Annotated in this window: 20 protein-coding genes and 1 pseudogene; 11 read left to right on the top strand and 10 right to left on the bottom strand. The window is 70.4% G+C overall.

Annotated elements, in window-relative coordinates:
• Positions 1 to 16 precede the first annotated feature (16 nt).
• Positions 17 to 376, top strand: coding sequence for an STAS/SEC14 domain-containing protein (locus CRT23_RS01420; protein WP_055947200.1), 360 nt, complete (start codon positions 17 to 19; stop codon positions 374 to 376).
• Positions 377 to 510: 134 nt separating this feature from the next.
• Here the strand turns inward: CRT23_RS01420 and CRT23_RS01415 are convergent, their stop codons facing one another.
• The 8 genes from CRT23_RS01415 to CRT23_RS01380 all read right to left on the bottom strand — a co-directional run bounded on the left by CRT23_RS01415 (position 511) and on the right by CRT23_RS01380 (position 6700).
• Positions 511 to 906, bottom strand: coding sequence for a hypothetical protein (locus tag CRT23_RS01415; RefSeq protein ID WP_103708292.1), 396 nt, complete (start codon positions 904 to 906; stop codon positions 511 to 513).
• Positions 907 to 1117: 211 nt separating this feature from the next.
• Positions 1118 to 2113 carry an asparaginase gene (locus tag CRT23_RS01410; RefSeq protein WP_103708291.1) on the bottom strand — a complete coding sequence of 332 codons (996 nt, stop codon included), beginning with the start codon at positions 2111 to 2113 and terminating at the stop codon, positions 1118 to 1120.
• 14 nt (positions 2114 to 2127) lie between these two features.
• The gene (locus tag CRT23_RS01405) at positions 2128 to 2334 is read right to left on the bottom strand and encodes a Trm112 family protein (protein WP_055947195.1); all 207 of its coding nucleotides are present in this window, start codon (positions 2332 to 2334) and stop codon (positions 2128 to 2130) included.
• 27 nt (positions 2335 to 2361) lie between these two features.
• Complete coding sequence (locus tag CRT23_RS01400) at positions 2362 to 3030, bottom strand: LON peptidase substrate-binding domain-containing protein (RefSeq protein WP_103708290.1); 669 nt, start codon at positions 3028 to 3030, stop codon at positions 2362 to 2364.
• 28 nt (positions 3031 to 3058) lie between these two features.
• A complete protein-coding gene (gene trxA / locus CRT23_RS01395; protein ID WP_055947191.1) occupies positions 3059 to 3958 on the bottom strand; it encodes a thioredoxin in 900 nt (299 codons plus the stop codon).
• A gap of 188 nt (positions 3959 to 4146) precedes the next feature.
• Entirely contained in the window at positions 4147 to 4632 is a 486-nt protein-coding gene (locus CRT23_RS01390; protein WP_103708545.1) for a hypothetical protein, read from the bottom strand.
• Positions 4633 to 4697: 65 nt separating this feature from the next.
• On the bottom strand, positions 4698 to 5675 hold the full coding sequence (locus CRT23_RS01385; RefSeq protein WP_103708289.1) for a glutathione S-transferase family protein: 978 nt from the start codon (positions 5673 to 5675) through the stop codon (positions 4698 to 4700).
• A gap of 44 nt (positions 5676 to 5719) precedes the next feature.
• Complete coding sequence (locus CRT23_RS01380) at positions 5720 to 6700, bottom strand: hypothetical protein (protein WP_103708288.1); 981 nt, start codon at positions 6698 to 6700, stop codon at positions 5720 to 5722.
• Positions 6701 to 6834: 134 nt separating this feature from the next.
• Between CRT23_RS01380 and CRT23_RS01375 the strand changes: the two genes are divergently transcribed.
• The 4 genes from CRT23_RS01375 (at position 6835) to CRT23_RS01360 (ending at position 10138) form a co-directional block, all read left to right on the top strand.
• Positions 6835 to 7365 carry a 2'-5' RNA ligase family protein gene (locus CRT23_RS01375; protein ID WP_103708287.1) on the top strand — a complete coding sequence of 177 codons (531 nt, stop codon included), beginning with the start codon at positions 6835 to 6837 and terminating at the stop codon, positions 7363 to 7365.
• 89 nt (positions 7366 to 7454) lie between these two features.
• Positions 7455 to 8228, top strand: coding sequence for a phosphatase PAP2 family protein (locus CRT23_RS01370; protein WP_103708286.1), 774 nt, complete (start codon positions 7455 to 7457; stop codon positions 8226 to 8228).
• Positions 8229 to 8323: 95 nt separating this feature from the next.
• Entirely contained in the window at positions 8324 to 8695 is a 372-nt protein-coding gene (locus tag CRT23_RS01365; protein WP_103708285.1) for a hypothetical protein, read from the top strand.
• A gap of 132 nt (positions 8696 to 8827) precedes the next feature.
• A complete protein-coding gene (locus CRT23_RS01360; protein ID WP_103708284.1) occupies positions 8828 to 10138 on the top strand; it encodes a Gfo/Idh/MocA family oxidoreductase in 1311 nt (436 codons plus the stop codon).
• Between the two features lie 45 nt (positions 10139 to 10183).
• Here the strand turns inward: CRT23_RS01360 and CRT23_RS01355 are convergent, their stop codons facing one another.
• Positions 10184 to 11614 carry a TAXI family TRAP transporter solute-binding subunit gene (locus tag CRT23_RS01355; RefSeq protein WP_103708283.1) on the bottom strand — a complete coding sequence of 477 codons (1431 nt, stop codon included), beginning with the start codon at positions 11612 to 11614 and terminating at the stop codon, positions 10184 to 10186.
• A gap of 81 nt (positions 11615 to 11695) precedes the next feature.
• Between CRT23_RS01355 and CRT23_RS01350 the strand changes: the two genes are divergently transcribed.
• From CRT23_RS01350 to CRT23_RS01340, 3 genes are all read left to right on the top strand, one after another.
• Complete coding sequence (locus tag CRT23_RS01350) at positions 11696 to 12313, top strand: RecX family transcriptional regulator (protein WP_103708282.1); 618 nt, start codon at positions 11696 to 11698, stop codon at positions 12311 to 12313.
• A 122-nt stretch (positions 12314 to 12435) separates the two neighbouring features.
• Positions 12436 to 13650 (top strand): putative DNA modification/repair radical SAM protein, encoded by a 1215-nt coding sequence (locus CRT23_RS01345; RefSeq protein ID WP_055947176.1) that lies wholly within the window; start codon positions 12436 to 12438, stop codon positions 13648 to 13650.
• A gap of 1 nt (position 13651) precedes the next feature.
• Positions 13652 to 15133 (top strand): UdgX family uracil-DNA binding protein, encoded by a 1482-nt coding sequence (locus CRT23_RS01340; RefSeq protein WP_103708281.1) that lies wholly within the window; start codon positions 13652 to 13654, stop codon positions 15131 to 15133.
• Between the two features lie 3 nt (positions 15134 to 15136).
• Here the strand turns inward: CRT23_RS01340 and ybaL are convergent, their stop codons facing one another.
• Positions 15137 to 16951 (bottom strand): YbaL family putative K(+) efflux transporter, encoded by a 1815-nt coding sequence (gene ybaL / locus CRT23_RS01335; protein ID WP_103708280.1) that lies wholly within the window; start codon positions 16949 to 16951, stop codon positions 15137 to 15139.
• A 332-nt stretch (positions 16952 to 17283) separates the two neighbouring features.
• On the opposite strand from ybaL, the pseudogene CRT23_RS01330 reads away from it, so the two are divergent.
• The 3 genes and pseudogenes from CRT23_RS01330 to CRT23_RS01320 all read left to right on the top strand — a co-directional run bounded on the left by CRT23_RS01330 (position 17284) and on the right by CRT23_RS01320 (position 19120).
• A pseudogene (locus CRT23_RS01330) lies at positions 17284 to 18441 on the top strand (YihY/virulence factor BrkB family protein).
• Between the two features lie 42 nt (positions 18442 to 18483).
• The gene (locus tag CRT23_RS01325) at positions 18484 to 18780 is read left to right on the top strand and encodes a nucleotidyltransferase (protein ID WP_103708279.1); all 297 of its coding nucleotides are present in this window, start codon (positions 18484 to 18486) and stop codon (positions 18778 to 18780) included.
• Positions 18761 to 19120 (top strand): HepT-like ribonuclease domain-containing protein, encoded by a 360-nt coding sequence (locus tag CRT23_RS01320; protein ID WP_103708278.1) that lies wholly within the window; start codon positions 18761 to 18763, stop codon positions 19118 to 19120. Before CRT23_RS01325 ends, CRT23_RS01320 begins: the two co-directional genes overlap by 20 nt.
• The last annotated feature ends 10 nt before the right edge of the window (positions 19121 to 19130 follow it).

The raw sequence follows: 19130 nt of genomic DNA, 5'->3' as shown, positions 1-19130 counted from the left end.
CTGAGGAGTGCCACACGTGCTGACCTACACCAAGAAGCCGGATTCGAGCGTCGCCGAGATCGTGGTCGACGGCCAGATCACCGATGCCGACATGAACACCGTGATCTCCGCCATGCAGGCCGACCTCGACAAGGGCGGCAAGATCAAGCTCCTGGAAGACGTACGCGACTTCAAGGGCATGGAGCCGGCCGCATTCTTCAAGGACCCGCGCTTCGGCCTCGCCATGATGAAGGGCGTCAGCCACGTCGCCCTGGTGACCGACGCCTCCTGGCTGCGGATGATCGCCGACACCTTCGGCAAGGTCTCGCCGGCCCAGATCAAGACCTTCGACCGGGCCCATATCGAGGAAGCGCGCCAGTGGCTCGCGGCCGCCTGAGGCCTTGAACCGGCGGCCGGAACACGCATCCGGCCGGCTCGGCCCTCTCCCCCTGCGGGGAGGGGTGAGGCGTGGCAGCGTGGTTGCGTACCCCTGGGGTTTCCGAGCCCGGGGGCCGTCCAGCCCTGTGGAAGCTAGTCGGCCTGGGCGGTCCGGGTGGTGTGACGCCGGGCCGTCCAGCGGCCCGAGCACAGCGAGGACACCTTCCAGGTGCCGCCGCCGCTCTGGGCCTGGAGGCGACCCGAGACCGCACCCGAGGCCGTGCCGTTCGAGACGTTGAGGCCCACCGTGCCATCCGGCCCGACGCGGCCGTTCAGGGTGGCGCCGGCCGCCGCGGAGGTGAGGCGCACCTGCCCCTCCTGCACCGAGACCCCGTAGGTGTAGCGGCTGTCGCAGACCATGCCGCTCTCGGTCACGAGTTCCACCGACCAGGTCCCGTTGAAGTTTCCGCCGTCACGGGCGGCGGCCGGGATCATCGCGGGCGAGGACAGGCCGGCTCCGAGCGCCAGAACCACCGCAAGTTTGGACATGCATCATCCTTCGGCAAAATCGCGTCCGCCCGCGCCGCGGCCACAGGATGGCGCACCGACTTTTCAAGCAGACGATCAAGTGAGAGTGCGCTGAGCATACCCACCGAAGCGGCAGGATTGTGACAAGCGCCGCAATCGACTGTTGAGACTTATTGCCGAGCGTGTCTGAACAGGCCCTGACCATGGGGAACGACCATGCCGGAGCTTGGCTTTACCGATCGTAATACGCCTGCAGTGCTTGGCGGTCCCGCGTGATCGGCAGGGCGAGCAGCGCCAGGACCCGGGCCTTGTCCGGCGAGAGGTCGTCGGCGAAGACCGCTCCGGCCGCTCGCAGCGTGCTGCCGCCGCCCTTGAAGCCGTAGACGGGCAGCGCCCGGCCATGCGGGACCTGGCTCGCCACCACGATGGTGACGCCGGCGGCGATCGCCTCGACCACCGCGTCGTAGAGGGCCTCATTGACGTTGCCGAAGCCGTAGGCGGCGATCACCACGCCCTCGGCCCCGTCCGCCACCGCGTGACGGAGCTGGCGCCCGTCGGTGCCGGCCGCCATCGCCACGAGCTCGACCCGGGCGAGCCGCGCGGGGAGCGGCAGGGTCTGGCGGCGCAGGGACTTGCGGGCGAACACGACCCGGTCCTCGTCCACCTGGCCGAGGAAGCCGGCCTCGCCGGAATTGAAGGTCTCGACGTTGTTGGTGTGGGACTTCCGCACCTCGCGGGCGGCGTTGATGTTGTGGTTGAGCGTCACCGTCACGCCCAGCCCCTGCAGATCTTCGCGCGCGCCCTGGGCCAGGATCTGCCGGACCGCGTTCAGGAGGTTGCGCGCACCGTCGGCATCCGCCTCGGAGGCGTTGCGCTGGGCGCCCACCATCACCACAGGCTTGTCGCTCACCAGCGTCAGGTCGAGGAAATAGGCGGTCTGATCGAGGGTGTCGGTGCCGTGCAGGACGATGGCGCCCGCGATGTCCGAGCGCGCCAGCAGGTCCGCGACCGTACGGCTGAGGCCGGGCCAGAGGTCGGGGCCCATATAGGCGCTCGGCAGGTTGGCGAATTCCACGACCTCGATCCGCGCGAGGTCCGACAGCCGCGGCACCGCGGCGGCGAGGTCGGCCCCCGTCAGGGCGGGGACCGGGGCCCCCGTGACGGGATCGTGCGTCATCGCGATGGTGCCGCCGGTGGCGACGATGGCGACGGTCGGGCGGTCGGTCATGCCGGCGGGGCCGATCAGTCGGTGAGCGCGCGCGCCTCTTCGGGCAGCATGATCGGGATGCCGTCGCGGATCGGGTAGGCGAGCCGGGCGGACCGGCTCACCAGCTCCTGGCGGCCGGCATCGTACTCGAGGGTGTTCTTCGTCAGCGGGCAGACGAGGAGCTCGAGGAGCTTGGGGTCGACGCGGGTGGCCTCGACGGGGCTCGGGGTGTCATCGGCCATCTGGGGCGTATCCTTCGCGGGAGAAAACTACTGCAGCGTGGGCTCGGAGCCCGACCCGCGCACCAACTCCATTTCGGTCACCGCAATCAAGACCTCGGCCCGCGTCTTGAGGTCCGTCGCCTCCAGCATGGCCTGCTTCTCGCGGGCGCCGAAGGGACTCATCATGCAGAGGGCGTTGACCAGCGCTTCGTTGGGCGCCTCTTCGATGCCGGCCCAGTCGACCTTCAGGTCGTTGACCTCGACGAAGTCGCGCAGGGCCTTGAGCACGCCCTCGCGGTCCACCGCCTCCTCACCCGCCCGCGCCTCGAAATCCGAGGCGAAGTCGTCGTAGGAGACCTGGCAGCGGCGGTAGCGGGTGGTGGTGGCGAGTTCGCTCTCCACCCGGAATCGGGCGATGCCGGTGAGCGAGATGAGGTAGCGCCCGTCACCGGTCTCGGCGAACTGGGTGATCCGCCCGGCGCATCCGACGCGGAAGAGCTTCGGTGTCATCGGCGACGACCCCGCTTCCACGTCGGGCTGGATCATGCCGATGATCCGGTCCGTGCGCAGGGCATCGTCGATCATGGCGAGGTAGCGCGGCTCGAAGATGTTCAGCGGCATCTGTCCGCGCGGCAACAGCAGCGCACCGGGCAGCGGGAAGACCGGAATCACTCCGGGGCAGTCGGCCGGTCCCTTGTAGCCCGCATGCGTGCTCATCGTGTTCCCCTGCGGTTCGTTCGCGGCCTCACGCGAAGACCAGCGTCGACAGGCGTCGCCGCCCGCGGATCGAGGCCTTGTCCATCAGGCCCCAGGCCTCGAAGAAGGTGAGGAGCTGCTTGCGCGCCGCGCCCTCGTTCCAGGTCCGGTCCCGCCGCTCGATCTCGATCAGCTGGTCCACGGCCTCGTCGCGCATGTTGCGGCCGTTGAGGCCGAGCGCGAGGTCGAAGCGGGCCTGGAAATCGCTCGGGTCGGCCTCGATGCGGGCCTGGAAGGTGCCGAGGTCCCCCAGGGCCGCCGCCTGCTCGGCGAGCTCGATCGCCGCGCGTACGCTGGCGAGGCCCGCATGGGACGCCTTCTCGGGCGGCGCCATCGCGACGAGCTGCTTGGCGTTCTCGAGATCGCCGAGGTCGAGCTGGATCTTGGCCAGGGCCGCGATCGCGTCGACGTTCTCCGGCTCTTCGGCGAGCACGGCGGCGTAGAGCTGCGCGGCCTGCGCCACGTCGCCGACCCCGAGGAGGGCCTCGGCCTCCGACATGGCCTCCTCGATCGGCGTCGGGCCGGCGGGGCCGGCGAGGCGTGCGATGAAGTCCTTGATCTGGGCCTCGGGCACGGCGCCCATGAACCCGTCCACCGGCTGCCCCTTGTCGAAGGCGATCACGGCGGGGATCGACTGGATGCCGAGCTGGCCCGCGATGGAGGGATGCTCGTCGATGTTCATCTTGACGAGCTTCACCGCGCCGGCGGAGCCCGCGACCACCTTCTCCAACACGGGGGCGAGTTGCTTGCACGGGCCGCACCACGGGGCCCAGAAGTCGACGAGCACGGGCTGCTGCATCGACTCGGCGATGACATCCTGGCGGAAGCTCGCCGTGGTCACATCCTTGGTGGGGGTGGGGCCGCCCGGCACCGGCGCATCGTTCAGCATAACGTCCTCGAGGCCTTCGTTTGGATCCGTCAGAGGGTCCGGGTCTGTCCGCCCGGTCCGCCCTGCGTCAAGAGATGGGAACTCCGCGCGCTCGGACCAGAGCGGACGTCCACACGCAATGTCCCCGGATCCCGTCTCGCCACGATCCGCTCTCGGCAAGATCTCCCTCCGGATGAAGACCCGCCCGCCTAGCGGGGGGCGCTCCCGCCAGTCTTGCCCGCCTCCGGTGCCTTGGCATCGGTCACGAAGACGCCCTGGTAGGTGCCCTTGGCAGCGTTCGCCTCGCAGGTGATCGCGGTCTTGCCCGGCTCCGGGGTGCTGAAGGTGCAGGAGCCGACGGCGACCAGGGGCCCCTGGACCACGCCGTCCTTGGTCGTCTCGCTCGGGATCACGAGGTTGATCGGCTGGAGCGGATCGGTCTCCTCCGTCCGCTCCTGCTGGGCGCCGTTGCCGCTGAAGCTCAGGGACCGCCCTTCGGCAGCGAAGTCGAAGCTCGTGCGGTTGCGCGAGACCGTGTTCATGAGGGTGTTCTTGCAGGTGGCCGAGACGTCCTGTCCGGCGATCACGAGCTTCTCGCAGCGGCCCTCGAGCTTGACGGCCGCCTGGGCGAACGCGGGTGCGGCCGTGAGCAGCGGCGCAGCGAGAAGGACGAGGCAGGTGGTCGAGAGGCGCATCATGGGTCCGATGTAAGGCTGCGGGTCGGTTCGTCGAGGGGCTGCGGGCGCGCAGGGCTCCGGGCTCAGGTGGGAAAGCGGGCGGCGCGGTCGTTCGGGGCGTCGAAGTGGAGGGCCGGTCCGAGGGGCACGATCCGGGTCGGATTGATGGTCGGGTGGCTCTCGTAATAGTGCCGCTTGATATGGGTGAGGTTCACCGTGCCGGCGACCCCCGGCAGGGCGTAGAGATCGCGCAGGTAGTTCGACAGGTTGGGATAATCGGCGATGCGCTGCCGGTTGCACTTGAAGTGCCCGACATAGACCGCGTCGAACCGCACCAGGGTCGTGAACAGGCGGATATCCGCCTCGGTCAGCCGGCCGCCGCAGAGGTAGCGCGCCGTATCGAGGCGGGCCTCCAGGGCGTCGAGTTCGGCAAACAGCGCGGTGAAGGCCTCCGCGTAGGCAGCGTGTTCGGTGGCGAAGCCCGCCTTGTAGACCCCGTTGTTCACGGCGTCGTAGACCCGGGCGTTGACCGCGTCGATCGCCTCCGCGAGGTCGGCTGGGTAGAGGTCTGGCCCGGTGCCCGCGAAGGCGCCGTTCAGCATCCGGATGATCTCGGCCGATTCGTTCGACACGATGGCGGCACGCTGCTTGTCCCACAGCACCGGCACGGTGACGCGGCCGGTGAAGCCGGGATCGTTCCTCAGGTAGACCTCGTAGAGGCGGGTGGCGCCGGTGACGGTGTCGGGCGTGGCGCCGGGCGAGTCGCCGAAGACCCAGCCCTCCCGGCCCATATGCGGGTCGACCACCGAGACCGAGATCGCCGCCTCCAGACCCTTCAGGGCCCGCACGATCAGGGTGCGGTGGGCCCAGGGGCAGGCGAGGGAGACGTAGAGGTGGTAGCGCCCCGCCTCCGCCGGGAACCCGCCCTCCCCGCTGGGACCGGGGGATCCGTCGGCGGTGATCCAGTTCCGGAACTTGGCGTCGGTGCGCTTGAAGCGGCCGCCGGTCTCCTTGGTGTCGTACCAGGTATCCTGCCAGACGCCGTCGACGAGCAGCCCCATGATCCGTCCTTCCCGCGCTTGCGTGTTCGCGGAAAGATGGGCGCTCAGGCCTCGGCGGACAGCCCCTCCGACGCGGAGGCCGCGGCTGGGGGCGGTGCGACGGCGGGCGTGGCGGCCGCGAGGTGCTCGCCTTTCTGGTAGGTCGCGATGTCGAAGGTGTCGTCGGGCAGGCGGGTGACGAAGCGCTCGGCCATCTCGAACACCAGGAGATCGGGCCGCACCCGCGCCACGTAGCCCCAGTCGATGCTCGACGACCAGACGAAGTGCACCTCGCGAAAGCTCTCCGCCAGGATGCCGGTGAGCATGATCGGCGCGAAATGCGCGTAGGAATCGCCGAACAGCACCAGGGTGCGGGGATCGACGTCCGGCCGGTCGTTCCGGAAGCAGACATGGGCGCCGACGTGGAGGTCCGGGGCGCGACCGGCGGCCTCGTAGGCGGCCACGAGCGGGCTCGCGTAGGTCCGGTGGGCGTCCCGGTCGAGCACCGCATGGCTCGCGGTCTCGATCGGCTGCTCCAGGATCTTCTCGCCCAGATCGCGCACCCGGGTGGTCTCGTAGCGCTCGCGGGCGTCGAGATCGGCCGGGGGCACGGCGCCGCAGGCCCGCATCAGCACCCCGTAGGCCAGCCGGCAGCCCTCGTAGTTCCAGTGCGTGTCAGTGCGGTAGTAGAGGGGCACCGCGCCGTCCCGCGCCGCTCGCATCGGCGCCAGGAGGTCGACGTAGTGGGGATTGTTGATCAGGCGCCGGGCCAGCAGGCGGGTGGGCGCCTGGCGTGGATCGAAGCGCAGATCCTGGGTCCGGTCGTCGTAGACCGACAGCTTCTCGGGCACGACGACGTGCACGTAGCGGATGCCCAGCGCCCGGGCCCGGGCAGCCCGCGCCTCGATGAGCTTGACCCAGCCGCGCAGGCGCCACCACCGGGACAGGGTGGCGCGATACTGCTCGAGGACACCGTTCGTGCCTCCGATCAGGAAGAGCCAGCCCTCGCGCCCCACATGGACGATTTCCCGGTGTTTGCGCCGCATCCGGGCTCTCTAGCCGGCCCGGACCGCCCTGAACAGGCCGCGCGGCGGTGGCGGCGCCTCGGGCCGCCCCGTGACCCTGCCCCTGGACGCGACCCCTGCCCGCGCCATCTCCCTGCCTCACGCCGGATCGGACCATGACAGACCGCACGCCCACGCCCGACCCGCTGATTCTCACCCTGGGGATGGATCCCGACACCTTCGCGCGGTTCGACGGCCTGCGCCGCCGGCACTTCCCGCAGGCGCTCAACCACATTCCCGCCCACGCGACCCTGTTCCACCACCTGCCAGGTCCGAGCGAGCCAGGCATCGTCGAGACCCTGGCGGCGATGACCCGAACCCAGGCGCCGCCCGAGATGTCGGTGACCGGCCTGCGCTTCACCGGGCGCGGCGTCGCCTACGTGCTGGCCTCGGACGCCCTGTCGGCCTTCCGAGCGCGGCTCGCCGATCAGTTCGAGAGCTTGAGCGAGGGCCTGACCGCGCAGGACCGGCAGGGCTGGCGCCCGCACGTCACGGTCCAGAACAAGGTCGATCCCGGCACCGCCCGGGCGCTGCACGCGGAACTGGAGGCGGAGTTCAAGCCGTTCCACTTCACCGCGCCGGGCCTTCTGCTCTGGCGCTACCTCGGCGGTCCCTGGGAGCGTCGCGGCACCTTCACGTTCAGATAGCGCCGCATCCGCCCGGATGGAGGCCAGGCCGCCGATCCGCTATGCCGGGAGCTCCAGCCCCTCATCGACGAGTTCGCGAAGACGCCCGCATGAAAGCCTTGCCCTCCGGCTACCGCAACAATCCGCTCCTCACCCGGGCGAACGCCCTGCGCCTGGCCCTGCGCCTGAACGAGGTCGGCCCGGTCCTGGCGCTGCTGGCGGTGAGCCTGCTCGGCTACGGCTTCTTCGCCCTGGCCAACGAGGTCGGCGAGGGCTCGACCGCCGCCCTCGACCGCAAGGTCCTCCTTGCCCTGCGCAATCCGGCCGATCTCTCCGACCCGATCGGGCCGCGCTGGCTCGAAGAGACCATGCGCGACATCACCGGGCTCGGCAGCGTCTTCACCATCGTGTTCGTGACGGCAGCGGCCTGCGCCTACCTGGCGATAACCGGGCGCCGGCGCATCGCCGTCTTCGTGATCGCGGCGATCGGCGGCGGCGAGATCGCCTCGACGGTGCTCAAGCTGTTCTACCACCGCCCCCGTCCGGACCTCGTGCCCCACGGGATGGAGGTGTTCACCGCGAGCTTTCCCAGCGGCCACGCGATGATGTCGGCCATCGCCTACCTGACCCTGGCGAGTCTGATCGCCCGGGTGGACCGGCAGCGCGGGGTGAAGATCCTGGTGCTGATCGTCGGCGTGTCGATGACGCTGCTGGTGGGCCTCAGCCGGATCTATCTCGGGGTGCACTGGCCGAGCGACGTGGTCGCCGGCTGGTGCGTCGGGGCGGCCTGGGCGGCCCTCTGCTGGTTCGTCGCCCTGGTTCTGCAACAGCGCGGCGAGGTCGAAGCCCCGACCCAGCACGGGGAGCCCGAGCGCACGCCTTAACCCTACCGGATGATAAACCACCCCGGCGCTTGTGTTTACCGGCACGAAGACCTCACGATCCCGTTATCCCGGATGCCACTTCTGGAGAGGGTCACATGGGTCCGATCACCGGCGAGCGTCGACACGGAAACCGGCTGCGGAGCCTCCTCGGCGCCGATATCCGCATCGCCCCGCATGCCTCCGACACGGCCTGCCTGGTCCGCGACTGCGGTCCGGACGGCCTGCGCCTCGCGCTCAGCGACGGCGTGCCCCTGCCGGAGATCTTCGACCTCCACATTCGCAAGACCCGGCAGACGCGGCCGGTGCGCCTGATCTGGCGCGGCGACGATTGCGTCGGCGTCCAGTTCGTCCCGGACCCGCCCGCCGCGGTGCCGATCCCCATTGGCCTGATGCGCGACCTTCGGGCCGCGCGCGCGGAGATCGCGTCCCTGCAGGCCCGCCTGGCCGCGCGGGGCGACGAGGCCTGAGAGCGGCAGCGCTCCGGTGGCGCAGGCCTGCGGATCGCCGGAACCGCGTTTCTCGCCGTGACGTTCCCGAGGGAGTAGGCCGCCGGTTCCCCCGCCGCGGCCCCTGTCCCGCCGGAACCGACAGCGAGCTTCATGACGGATGAAATCCCCCTCTCCCGCCGCAACGTCCTCCGCGCGGGCAGTGCGACGCTAACCGGCCTCGCCCTCGGGGCGACGGGCGCCAGCGCGCAATCGGGCCCGCCGGCCCCCTCGGTCCCGGCCGATACCGGCGCGGTGCAGGGCGGCAAGGTGATGTTCCCGAACTGGCGCGGCCCCGGAGACCGGGCGCCCCCGCCGCCGCCGGCCCCGATGCCGCCGGGCAAGCGCGTGGGCTTCGCCATCGTGGGCCTCGGACGCCTCAGCCTGGAGGAGATCCTGCCGGCCTTCGGCGAGACGAAGCGCTCCCGCGTGGTCGCGCTGATGTCGGGCACCCCCGCCAAGGCGAAGCTCGTGGCCGAGCAGTACGGGATCGCACCGGAAGCGGTCTACGGCTACGACGAGTGGGATCGCCTAGCGCAGAACCCCGCGATCCAGGCGGTCTACGTGGTGACGCCGAACGCTGTGCATCGCGGCGACGTGCTGGCCGCGGCCAAGGCCGGCAAGCACGTGCTCTGCGAAAAGCCGATGGCGGCCTCCTCGGCCGAGGCCCGGGACATGATCGCGGCCTGCGCGGCGGCCAAGGTCAAGCTGATGATCGCCTATCGCTGCCAGTACGAGCCCTACAACCGCGAGGTGGTGCGCCTCGCCCGGTCCGGCGAAGTCGGCCGGACCCGATTGATCCAGGCCTTCAACGGCCAGACCACCGGTCTGCCCCAGCAATGGCGCCTGAAGAAGGCTCTGGCCGGCGGCGGCGCCCTGCCGGATATCGGGCTCTATTGCCTGAACGGCGTGCGCGCGCTCACCGGCGAGGAGCCGATCTCCGTCGAGGCGCAGATCCACGCGCCCGAGGGGGATCCGAAATTCGCCGAGGTCGAGGAAACGGTCTCCTTCACCTTGCGCTTCCCCTCGCAGGTCATCGCGCAGTGCATGACGAGCTACGGGGTGCACGAGGCGCGCCGGCTCCAGGTTCACACCGACCGAGCCGCCATCGATCTGCAGAACGCCTTCGCGTATCGCGGACAGCGCCTCGTCATCGCGCGGCCGGACGGGCAGGCGGAATCGCAGGACACCCGCATCCTGACGCAGAAGAACCAGTTCGCCCTGGAGATCGACCACATGGCCCGCTGCATCCAGGAGGATCGGCGCCCCCGCACCCCCGGCGAGGAGGGCCTGCAGGACCAGGTTCTGATGGAGGCGATCTACGAGGCGGCGCGCACCGGCCGGCCCGTCACGGTCGGCCCGCCGCAGGGCGCACCGAGCGGACTGGACGTCACCCGCGGACCGGAACTCGACACGGCCGGGTGATCCCGCCCCCCGGGCTGCCGCCAGGGCGCGATCGCGTCCCGCCGGCTACTCTGCCGCCGGCGCGTGGAGCGAGAGCAGACGGGCCGTGCGGGCATGATCCACCGCGCGCCCGCTCTCGATACCGCCTGCGCCGAGATTGCGCCGCTCGTCGTTGATCGCCGCGTGGACGGCATCGATGGCCAGGATGAGGGCGCTCACGGTGCGGTTGTCGATGTTGCGCTCGCGGGCGTGCTGGACGACGTCGGCCACGAGGTCGTCGGTCTCGCGCACGAGGCCGTCGAGGTCGGCCTTGCAGGTGGCGGCGCGCACCTCGCGCAGGATGTCGAGGAGCCGGTCGAGGACGATGTCGATGCGCTCGCGGCGCTTGCGGGCGAGGCGCTGGGCGATCCAGGCGACGCCCGATCCGACGGTGCCGCCGAAGAACGCCAGCAGGTAGATGTAGTCCTCGTAGCGCTCGAACACCGTCTGCTGTTCGCGCTCGAAGTAATCCACCGCGCCGGGATGGTTCGGCAGGCGCGCGCTCGTGGCCGCGACGGTGGAATCGAAGTCCGGCGCCTTCATCAGGTTAGCGATGGGTGCCAGGGGCGCCAGCTTGGAGCGCCACTCGAACAGGTGCTGGGTCACCGAGGCGACCGTGAAACGGCTGACGCCGCCGCGGGCCATCAGCCGGTAGGAGGCGCCCACCGTCTTCACTTCCTCGTCCGGGCGCTTGGGACGGCCGCCGAAGGTGCCGGCCGGGATCGTCACGGATTGCAGCTCGGGCATCCGCTGGATGATCGCCCCGCCGTCCGGGACGGAGACGAAGTTGATCTTCTTCTCGGCCGAGGCCGCCTCGACGGCGCGCACCGTCGAGATCGCCGCCTTCGAGGCGGGGGCGGCGATGACCGCCACCGCGTCGACGCGCCCCTCCGCGATGGCGCTGGTGACTTCCTGGGGCGTGAGCGGCACAAGGGCGACCCGGGTCGGGCCGAGGCCACCCTCGGGAACCGGCTCGGAGGCCGGCTGGGCCGAGAAGTCGTAGAAGGCGAGGAGGTTCGTCACGAACGGCATGTCGGCGGCGTGCCGCTCGACCACGCCGAGGCGCTTGCGCGCGAGGTCGGGGAAGTTCTCGATGCCGGCCGCCTCGGGGGCGGCGATCAGCAGCGCCTCGTCGTGCAGGATCGCCAGGGTGAGGCCGTTCTCGGGCAGGAGTACGTCCGGCCGGACCACGGCGAGGTCGGCCTTGTTGTTCTGGAGCGCCTCGGCGCTGTCGCGCACGTCATCGTAGAAGTTCAGCTTGAGGCGGACATCCTCGCGGCCACGGGCCAGGGCCTGGGCGTAGGTCTGCAGCAGGGTCGCCTCGGCGCCGTCCCGGGGGCCGACCGCCACGGTCAGGGTGGTGGGGCGCGACAGGTAGACCAGCATCCCCGCCACCACGGCGAAGCCGAGCGCCAGGAGGACGAGAAGCCACTCGCGTCTCACGAGAAATGCCGGCATGGCAGGAACGAGCCTTTGTCCAGCGTGATCACCATATCTGCGAGACCGACACCCGAAACCCGTCCGGATCGTGAAGAACCGATGACAGCGCGAAACGTTGCGTCCCGCCGCCCCACCGGAGCCGCACCGGATGGCCGGGCCGAGGTCAAACCGCCCCCGCCCGTCACCCCCGCCTATCTCGAGCGGGCGGCCCTGCATTACCTCGAGCGCTACAGCGCCTCCGTGGCAATGCTGCGGCAGACGCTGAAGCGGCGGGTGGACAAGCGCTGCCGCCTGCGCGGCGAGGAGGCGGGCGCCTTCGCGGAGGCGATCGAGGCCACGGTGGCCCGGGCCGTCAGCGCCGGCCTCGTCGACGACGCCCGCTTCACCGCCGGGCGCTTGGCGGCCCTGCGCCGGCGCGGCGCTTCCGCCCGGGCCTTGTCCGCCAAGCTCGCCGCCAAGGGCGTGTCGCGCGAGCAGGTGGCCAGCGCGATGGAGGCGGAGCGGGAGACGGCGGACGCGGATGTCGATCTCGAGGCGGAAGCGGCCCGGGCCTATGCCAAGCGGCGGCGCCTCGGGCCCTGGCGCCGTCCCGGGACCCGCGAGGCCCACCGCGACCGGGACCTCGCCGCCATGGCGCGTGCCGGCTTCCCGTACGGCCTCGGCCGACAAGTGATCGAGGCGGATCTCGACGCCGAAATCGCCGACCCCGAAGCTTAACAGCGGAACCCGCGTCCGCGCTTGAGTTCCACGAAGCGCGCTGCGACATCGCGGCGGCGGAGAAAGCGCGAATTCCCCCGCGAAAACTTGAACGAACCACGAACGAGGCGCATCTCTCTTCGATGGACGAAACGCTCGCGAAGAAGCTGCGCATCCTCGCCGATGCCGCCAAGTACGACGCCTCGTGCTCGTCCTCCGGGGCGCCCAAGCGCACGGCCGGCAAGGGCGAGCTCGGCTCGACCACCGGCGCCGGCATCTGCCATGCCTATACGCCGGACGGGCGCTGCATCTCGCTGCTGAAGATCCTGCTGACGAACTACTGCCTGTTCGACTGCGCCTACTGCGTGAACCGGCGTTCCTCCAACGTGCAGCGCGCAAAGTTCTCCGTCGAGGAGGTCGTCACCCTCACGGTGGAATTCTACAAGCGCAACTACATTGAGGGGCTGTTCCTCTCTTCCGGCATCATCAAGTCGCCGGACCACACCATGGAGTTGCTGACCCGGGTGGCCAAGTCGCTGCGACGCGACCACGGCTTTCGCGGCTACATCCACCTGAAGTCCATCCCGGAAGCGAGCCCCTGGCTGATCGAGGAGGCGGGCCTCTACGCCGACCGACTCTCGATCAACGTCGAGTTGCCCACCGAGGCGAGCCTGGAGCGCTTGGCTCCCGAGAAGGATGGCGCGGTCATCCAGCATGCCATCGCGCAGATCGGCGAACGCATCGTCGAGGCCAAGGCCGAGAAGCGCCGGTTCTCCCCGGCCGGCCAGTCGACGCAGGTCATCGTCGGGGCCGACGCCACCACGGACGAGGCGCTGATCCGGAAGAGCGCGCTCCTGTACGGCTCGTACAACCTCAAGCGGGTCTACTACTCGGCCTTCAGCCCCATTCCCGACGGCTCGACCATCCTGCCGCTGACAGCGCCGCCGCTCCAGCGCGAGCACCGCCTGTACCAGGGCGACTGGCTCCTGCGGTACTACGCGTTCACGCCCGACGACGTGGCCGACGCCACCGAGGACGGGATGCTCTCCCTCGACATCGACCCGAAGCTGGCCTGGGCCCTGAAGCATCGGGCGCGCTTCCCGGTCGACGTGAACGCCGCCGACCGCGAGATGCTGCTGCGGGTGCCGGGCCTCGGCGCCCGGGCGGTGGACAAGATCATCCGGGCCCGCCGGCACACCCGCCTGCGCCTCGACGACGTCGCGCGGCTGACCTCGGCCCTGAAGCGGGCCCGGCCCTTCCTCATCGCCGCCGATTACCACCCGGCGGGCGGGCTCACCGACCGCCTCGACCTGCGGGCGCGCCTCGCCGATCCGCCCAAGCAACTGAGCCTGTTCTAGGATGGCGGGCGCGCACCGATCCGCCCCGCCCTCCCCGGCGGAGGGGGAAGGGTTCGGGCGCGGCGCGCTCGAAGCCGTCGCCCTCTCGCCCGGCGCGGACCTCGACGGATTCCGGGCTGCGGCCCGTCGCCTCGCCGGCCGGGGCATCCCCCCGGAGCGGGTGCTGTGGTCCATCGGCGAGGCGTCCGGGCTGTTTGGGGCGCCGGCGCCTGCGCCCTCCAGCGAGGCTCCCTTGAGCCTGCCGCGGGGGGTGGGTGAGATGGTCGCCCGGGTGGTGCCCCACCGCGATCCCGAGCGCTACGCCCTGCTGTACGACCTGATCTGGCGCATCCTGCAGGGCGAGCGCCGCTTGCTGGAGATCTCCAGCGACCCGCTGGTCCACCGCCTGGAGCGGATGCGCAAGGCCATCGCCCGCGACCTGCACAAGATGCACGCCTTCCTGCGTTTCCGCCGCGTCGCGGGGGATGGGCCCGAGCGCTTCGTCGCCTGGTTCGAGCCGGACCACCACATCCTCGGTGCGGCCGCTCCGTTCTTCGTCGATCGCTTCCGCGGGCTCGACTGGACGATCCTGACGCCGGAGGGTTCCGCCCGCTGGGACCGCGAGACCCTGGCGTTCGGGCCGCCGGGGCGACGCGAGGACGCACCGGCCCAGGATGGCTTCGAGTCCGGCTGGCGCGATTACTACGAGAGCACGTTCAACCCCGCCCGGACGAACCTCGCCGCGATGCGGGCGGAGATGCCGAAGAAGTACTGGCGCAACATGCCCGAGACCGCCGCCATTCCGGGCCTCGTCCGGCAGGCGGCGGCGCGGACCGGCGCCATGATCGAGAGGGAGCCGCAGATGCCGGTCAAGCGCAATCCCGCCCGGGCCGTCGCGGCCATGGCGGATCAGGCCCCGGATTCGCTGGAGGCGCTCAACGCCATCATCCGGCGCTTGGAGCCGCTGGTCCCCGGCGCGACCCAGGCGGTCCTCGGCGAGGGGCCGGTGGGCGCCGCCATCGCCTTCGTGGGCGAGCAGCCGGGTGACCAGGAGGACCGCCAGGGGCGCCCCTTCATCGGCCCCGCCGGGCAACTGCTCTCGCGGGCGATGGCCGAGGCCGGAATCGACCGGGGCGAGGCCTACCTCACCAATGCGGTCAAGCACTTCAAGTTCGAGGAGCGGGGCAAGCGCCGCATCCACCAGAAACCCACCGCCGGCGAGGTCAGCCACTACCGTTGGTGGCTCGACCGGGAGCTCGATTTCGTCGCGCCGAAGCTCGTGGTGGCGCTCGGCGCCACCGCCGTCCTGGCCCTGACGGGCAAGGCCATCCCGATCACCCGGGCCCGGGGGCCGGCGCAGTTCGAGAAGCCCTATGCGGGCTTCATCACCGTGCACCCATCCTACCTGCTGCGCCTGCCGGACGAGGCGAAGGCGGAAGCCTACGCGGCTTTCGTCTCCGACCTGCGCCGGGTCCACGCGCTCGGACAGTCGCTGGCGGCCTGAGGGCTATGTCCCCTCCTCCTTGTGGGGACGCAGCTCCGGCGTGACCTGATCGACCGCGGTCTCGATGGGCGCCGAGCGGCTCTCGACCCGGGTGCTGTCGACGAAGATCCGGGCCTCGCCCTCCTTCAGGCCGAGGCTGCGCAGGGCATACAGGGTCATGCCGAAGGCCAGTTCGCGCTCGGCCATCAGCACGAGGCCGACGCCCTGCTCCTCGAAGTGGCGGCGCTCGCCGTCGTTGTGGGTGCGCACCAGGGTGTCGATGCCCGGATGGATCTCGCGGGCAAGCTCGACGATGCGCCGCGTCGTGTGGGCCTCCGGTGTCGCGACCACGATCAGGCGGGCCTGGGCGATGTCGGCGGCCTGCAGGATGCCGGGCGCCGTGGCGTCGCCGAAGACCGCCTCGATGCCCTCCTGCCGCAGCTCCAGCACCCGGCGGCGGTCGCGGTCGAGGACGATGTAGGGCAGGTCCCAGGCCTTCAGCGCCTTGCCGATGGTGCTGCCGACCCGACCATAGCCGATGATGATCGCGTGGCCCCGATGCGGCGGGCTCTCGCCGGTGACCGCCAGGGCTGCGGCGCCCTTGCGCTCGAAGCGGGCGGCGAGGGTCGGGCGCTCGGCGACCTTGCGTCCGATCCAGTCGGTGAGCGCGAAGAACAGCGGGTTCAGGGTGATGGAAAGGATGGCGCCCCCGAGGATGAGGTCGCGCCCCTCCTCCGGCAGGAGCTTCAGGGACAGGCCGAGGCTGACGAGGATGAACGAGAACTCGCCGATCTGGGCAAGGCTCGCCGCGATGGTGAGCGCGGTGCCGAGGGGATGCCGGAAGGCCAGCACGATCGCCACCGCCGCCAGGGACTTGCCGATGAGGATGACGCCGAGCACCGCCAGCACCGAGAGCGGCTCGCGGACCAGGATGCCGGGGTCGAACAGCATGCCGACCGAGACGAAGAACAGCACCGCGAAGGCGTCCTGCAGCGGCAGGGAATCGGCCGCGGCCTGATGGCTGAGGTCGGATTCGGCAAGCACCATGCCGGCGAAGAACGCCCCCAGGGCGAACGAGACGCCGAAGAGCTCCGCGGAGCCGAAGGCGATGCCGAGCGCCAGGGCCAGCACCGCCAGGGTGAAGAGTTCGCGCGAGCCCGTGCGGGCCGCCTGGTCGAGGAGCCAGGGCACGAAGCGCCGGCCGCCGACCAGCATCACGGCGGCGAAGACCGCGACCTTGGCCAGCGTCAGTCCGAGGGTCAGCCAGAGGTTGCCGTCCCCGGCATGGTGCGCGGCGCCCGCTCCGTCGCCCCCGAGGGAGGGGGCCAGCGCCGGAAGCAGCACGAGGGCCAGCACCATCGCCAGGTCCTCGACGATGAGCCAGCCCACCGCGATGCGGCCCTTGTCGCTGTCGAGCAGCCGGCGCTCCTCCAGCGCCCGCAGCAGCACCACCGTACTCGCCACCGACAGGGCGAGACCGAAGACGAGACCCGCGCCGAAGCCCCAGCCCCAGGCCAGCGCCAGGGCGCCGCCCATCGCGGTGGCCGCCAGGATCTGCACGATGGCGCCCGGCAGGGCGATGGCACGCACCGCCATCAGGTCCTTGATCGAGAAGTGCAGGCCGACGCCGAACATCAGCAGGATCACGCCGATCTCGGCCAGCTGCCCGGCGAGCTGGCTGTTGCCCACGAAGCCCGGCGTATAGGGGCCGACGAGGACGCCCGCGAGGAGGTAGCCCACGAGGGGCGGCAGGCGCAGGCGCTGCGCCAGCATTCCGCACACGAAGGCCAGGACGAGGCCGAGGGCGATGATGGCGATCAGCTCTGTCGCGTGCGGCACGGGGCGGACGTCTCCGGGTCGAGGTCTGGGGCTCCTGGGGCCGTGCCGCGTGGCGCCCGCGAGAGCAAGCCGCGAACGGCCCCCACGTGCAGGCTGCGCCCGAAATTCCGCGCGCCGCGTCCCTTCACGTGCCCCGACGCACAATGTCGGCCCTCGGACCGGTGTTTCGCGGAATAAATCCGGACGGGCCGCCGCATCGCCCCTGCTCGCTTTTCCGTGAGCCGCAAGGAAACTCTTGGCCGTCGCATCCCGTTGTCGAAGCAACGTTTGTTGCGTCGAGCAACGCCAGCATCACCTTGCAATGACGATCCCTTCGGCGGAACGGACGATCGATGACCTCACCGAACGAGCATTCGACTGCGCCCAATGCAGTCGAAACCCAAAACTCGACCCTCTGGACCGTCGCCCTTGCCACCGCGCTTCTCGGCTTCGTCGCCCTTCCGCGTAGGACCGGCGGAACGGCACCAGCCCGGGCGATGCCGAAGGATCCGACCCGCCGGCCCTCCCCCTCGCATGCCGGCGCCGACGCCCGTCGGGTGGCCAGCGCCGAGCCCGAGCGCGGCCGCGGGGCGCGCACGCCCTCCGAGATTCCGGCGAAGGGCTAGAAGGATATCGGGATGCGGGTGTTCCACGACGTTTCGGAGAACAACATCGTCTCGGTCGCCGCCGGCGTGACCTTCTACGTGCTCCTGGCGATCTTCCCCGCCATCGCCGCCCTGGTCTCGTGCTACGGGCTCGTGGCGGACGTGGCCACCATCAACGAGCACCTGCAGAGCCTGCAGGGCGTCATCCCCTCCGGGGCCCTCGACATCATCGGCGAGCAGGTCAAGCGCATCGCCGCCAAGGGGGACACCACCCTCGGCCTGACCTTCTTCACCGGCATCGTCCTGTCGCTGTGGAGCGCGAACGGCGGCATGAAGGCGGTCTTTTCCGCCCTGAACATCGTCTACGAGGAGCGCGAGACGCGGAGCTTCATCTGGCTCAACCTGCGCTCGCTGGCGTTCACCGCCGGCGCGCTGCTGTTCATCATTCTGGCACTGGTCGGGATCGTGGTGGTTCCGGCGGCGATCAACATCGTCGGGCTGAGTTCGGAGGCCTGGTACATCGCCCTGCTGCGCTGGCCGGTGCTCCTCGCCGCCGTGCTCGGCGGTCTTGCCCTGCTCTACCGCTACGGTCCGAGCCGCGACGCCCCACGCTGGCGCTGGGTGACCTGGGGCAGCGCCCTGGCCGCCGTGGCCTGGCTCGTCACCTCGCTGGGCTTCTCCTGGTACGTCTCCAATTTCGGCAAGTACAACGAGACTTACGGCTCGCTGGGCGCCGTGATCGGCTTCATGACCTGGATCTGGATCTCCACCACAATCGTGCTCATCGGCGCCGAGGTCAACGCCGAGATGGAGCATCAGACCGAGGCCGACACCACGCGCGGCCCGGAGCAGCCGCTCGGAACCCGCGACGCCCGGATGGCCGATACGGTGGGGGCTGCGACGTGAGGGGTCTTCCGGCCACCGCCCGCGTTGCGGTAGGCTCCCTCCATGGAACGCGACGCCACCATCGAGATCCTGCGAACGCATGAGCGCGCCTTGCAGCAGCGTGGCATCCGGCATGCCACGCGGTTCGACTCGACGGCGCTCGGGGAAGTGCAGGCCCGACGTGACGTCGATACCCTGATCGACCTGGGCAAGGACCTGAAGCGCGACGTCGACGGCTCCGTCGGTCCCTGCCACGTCATCGGGGATTTGTTCCCCGTGGCGGTCGATGTGGCCGATCGGCAGAGCTTGAAGGAGCGGATCAGGACACGGATCGAGCGTGATGCCGTTCCTGCCGTCTGAACGCGAGCCCAATGCCTGTAAGAACATCATCGTCAACGCTGAGGCGGCCCTGCAAGTCGTCGCCGGCATGACCTCCGCGACCTTCGAGTCCGACCAGCGCACCGATGGTGCCGTCGTGCGCGGCCTCGAGATCATCCCGGAAGCGAGCCGGCATCTCGGGCCCGACAGGCAGGCGCGCCACCCCGAGATTCCCTGGCGCGACATCGCGGATGTCGGAAATTTCGACCGTCACGCCGATCAGCGGGTGGTGCTGGACATCGTTTGGAAGACCGTCCACGACCCTCTGACCTCGATCATCGCGGTCTGCCGTGCCGAACTAAGCCGACCGCCGGCTCCCTGAGCGCGGCCGT

The sequence above is a fragment of the Methylobacterium sp. V23 genome, assembly GCF_002917135.1.
GTDB lineage: Bacteria > Pseudomonadota > Alphaproteobacteria > Rhizobiales > Beijerinckiaceae > Methylobacterium.
Note: the sequence above shows the minus strand (reverse complement) of the source record. Positions and strands in the feature narration are given on the sequence as shown.

What these genes read in the sequence shown, in the direction of transcription:
- CRT23_RS01320 (WP_103708278.1), top strand. Translation starts at nt 18,761, where the DNA reads ATGCCGTTCCTGCCGTCTGAACGCGAGCCCAATGCCTGTAAGAACATC.
- CRT23_RS01405 (WP_055947195.1), bottom strand. Translation starts at nt 2,334, where the DNA reads ATGGCCGATGACACCCCGAGCCCCGTCGAGGCCACCCGCGTCGACCCC.
- CRT23_RS01370 (WP_103708286.1), top strand. Translation starts at nt 7,455, where the DNA reads ATGAAAGCCTTGCCCTCCGGCTACCGCAACAATCCGCTCCTCACCCGG.
- CRT23_RS01340 (WP_103708281.1), top strand. Translation starts at nt 13,652, where the DNA reads ATGGCGGGCGCGCACCGATCCGCCCCGCCCTCCCCGGCGGAGGGGGAA.
- CRT23_RS01390 (WP_103708545.1), bottom strand. Translation starts at nt 4,632, where the DNA reads ATGCGCCTCTCGACCACCTGCCTCGTCCTTCTCGCTGCGCCGCTGCTC.
- CRT23_RS01355 (WP_103708283.1), bottom strand. Translation starts at nt 11,614, where the DNA reads ATGCCGGCATTTCTCGTGAGACGCGAGTGGCTTCTCGTCCTCCTGGCG.
- CRT23_RS01400 (WP_103708290.1), bottom strand. Translation starts at nt 3,030, where the DNA reads ATGAGCACGCATGCGGGCTACAAGGGACCGGCCGACTGCCCCGGAGTG.
- CRT23_RS01385 (WP_103708289.1), bottom strand. Translation starts at nt 5,675, where the DNA reads ATGGGGCTGCTCGTCGACGGCGTCTGGCAGGATACCTGGTACGACACC.
- CRT23_RS01410 (WP_103708291.1), bottom strand. Translation starts at nt 2,113, where the DNA reads ATGACCGACCGCCCGACCGTCGCCATCGTCGCCACCGGCGGCACCATC.
- CRT23_RS01325 (WP_103708279.1), top strand. Translation starts at nt 18,484, where the DNA reads ATGGAACGCGACGCCACCATCGAGATCCTGCGAACGCATGAGCGCGCC.
- CRT23_RS01345 (WP_055947176.1), top strand. Translation starts at nt 12,436, where the DNA reads ATGGACGAAACGCTCGCGAAGAAGCTGCGCATCCTCGCCGATGCCGCC.
- CRT23_RS01375 (WP_103708287.1), top strand. Translation starts at nt 6,835, where the DNA reads ATGACAGACCGCACGCCCACGCCCGACCCGCTGATTCTCACCCTGGGG.
- trxA (WP_055947191.1), bottom strand. Translation starts at nt 3,958, where the DNA reads ATGCTGAACGATGCGCCGGTGCCGGGCGGCCCCACCCCCACCAAGGAT.
- CRT23_RS01415 (WP_103708292.1), bottom strand. Translation starts at nt 906, where the DNA reads ATGTCCAAACTTGCGGTGGTTCTGGCGCTCGGAGCCGGCCTGTCCTCG.
- CRT23_RS01380 (WP_103708288.1), bottom strand. Translation starts at nt 6,700, where the DNA reads ATGCGGCGCAAACACCGGGAAATCGTCCATGTGGGGCGCGAGGGCTGG.
- CRT23_RS01350 (WP_103708282.1), top strand. Translation starts at nt 11,696, where the DNA reads ATGACAGCGCGAAACGTTGCGTCCCGCCGCCCCACCGGAGCCGCACCG.
- CRT23_RS01365 (WP_103708285.1), top strand. Translation starts at nt 8,324, where the DNA reads ATGGGTCCGATCACCGGCGAGCGTCGACACGGAAACCGGCTGCGGAGC.
- CRT23_RS01360 (WP_103708284.1), top strand. Translation starts at nt 8,828, where the DNA reads ATGACGGATGAAATCCCCCTCTCCCGCCGCAACGTCCTCCGCGCGGGC.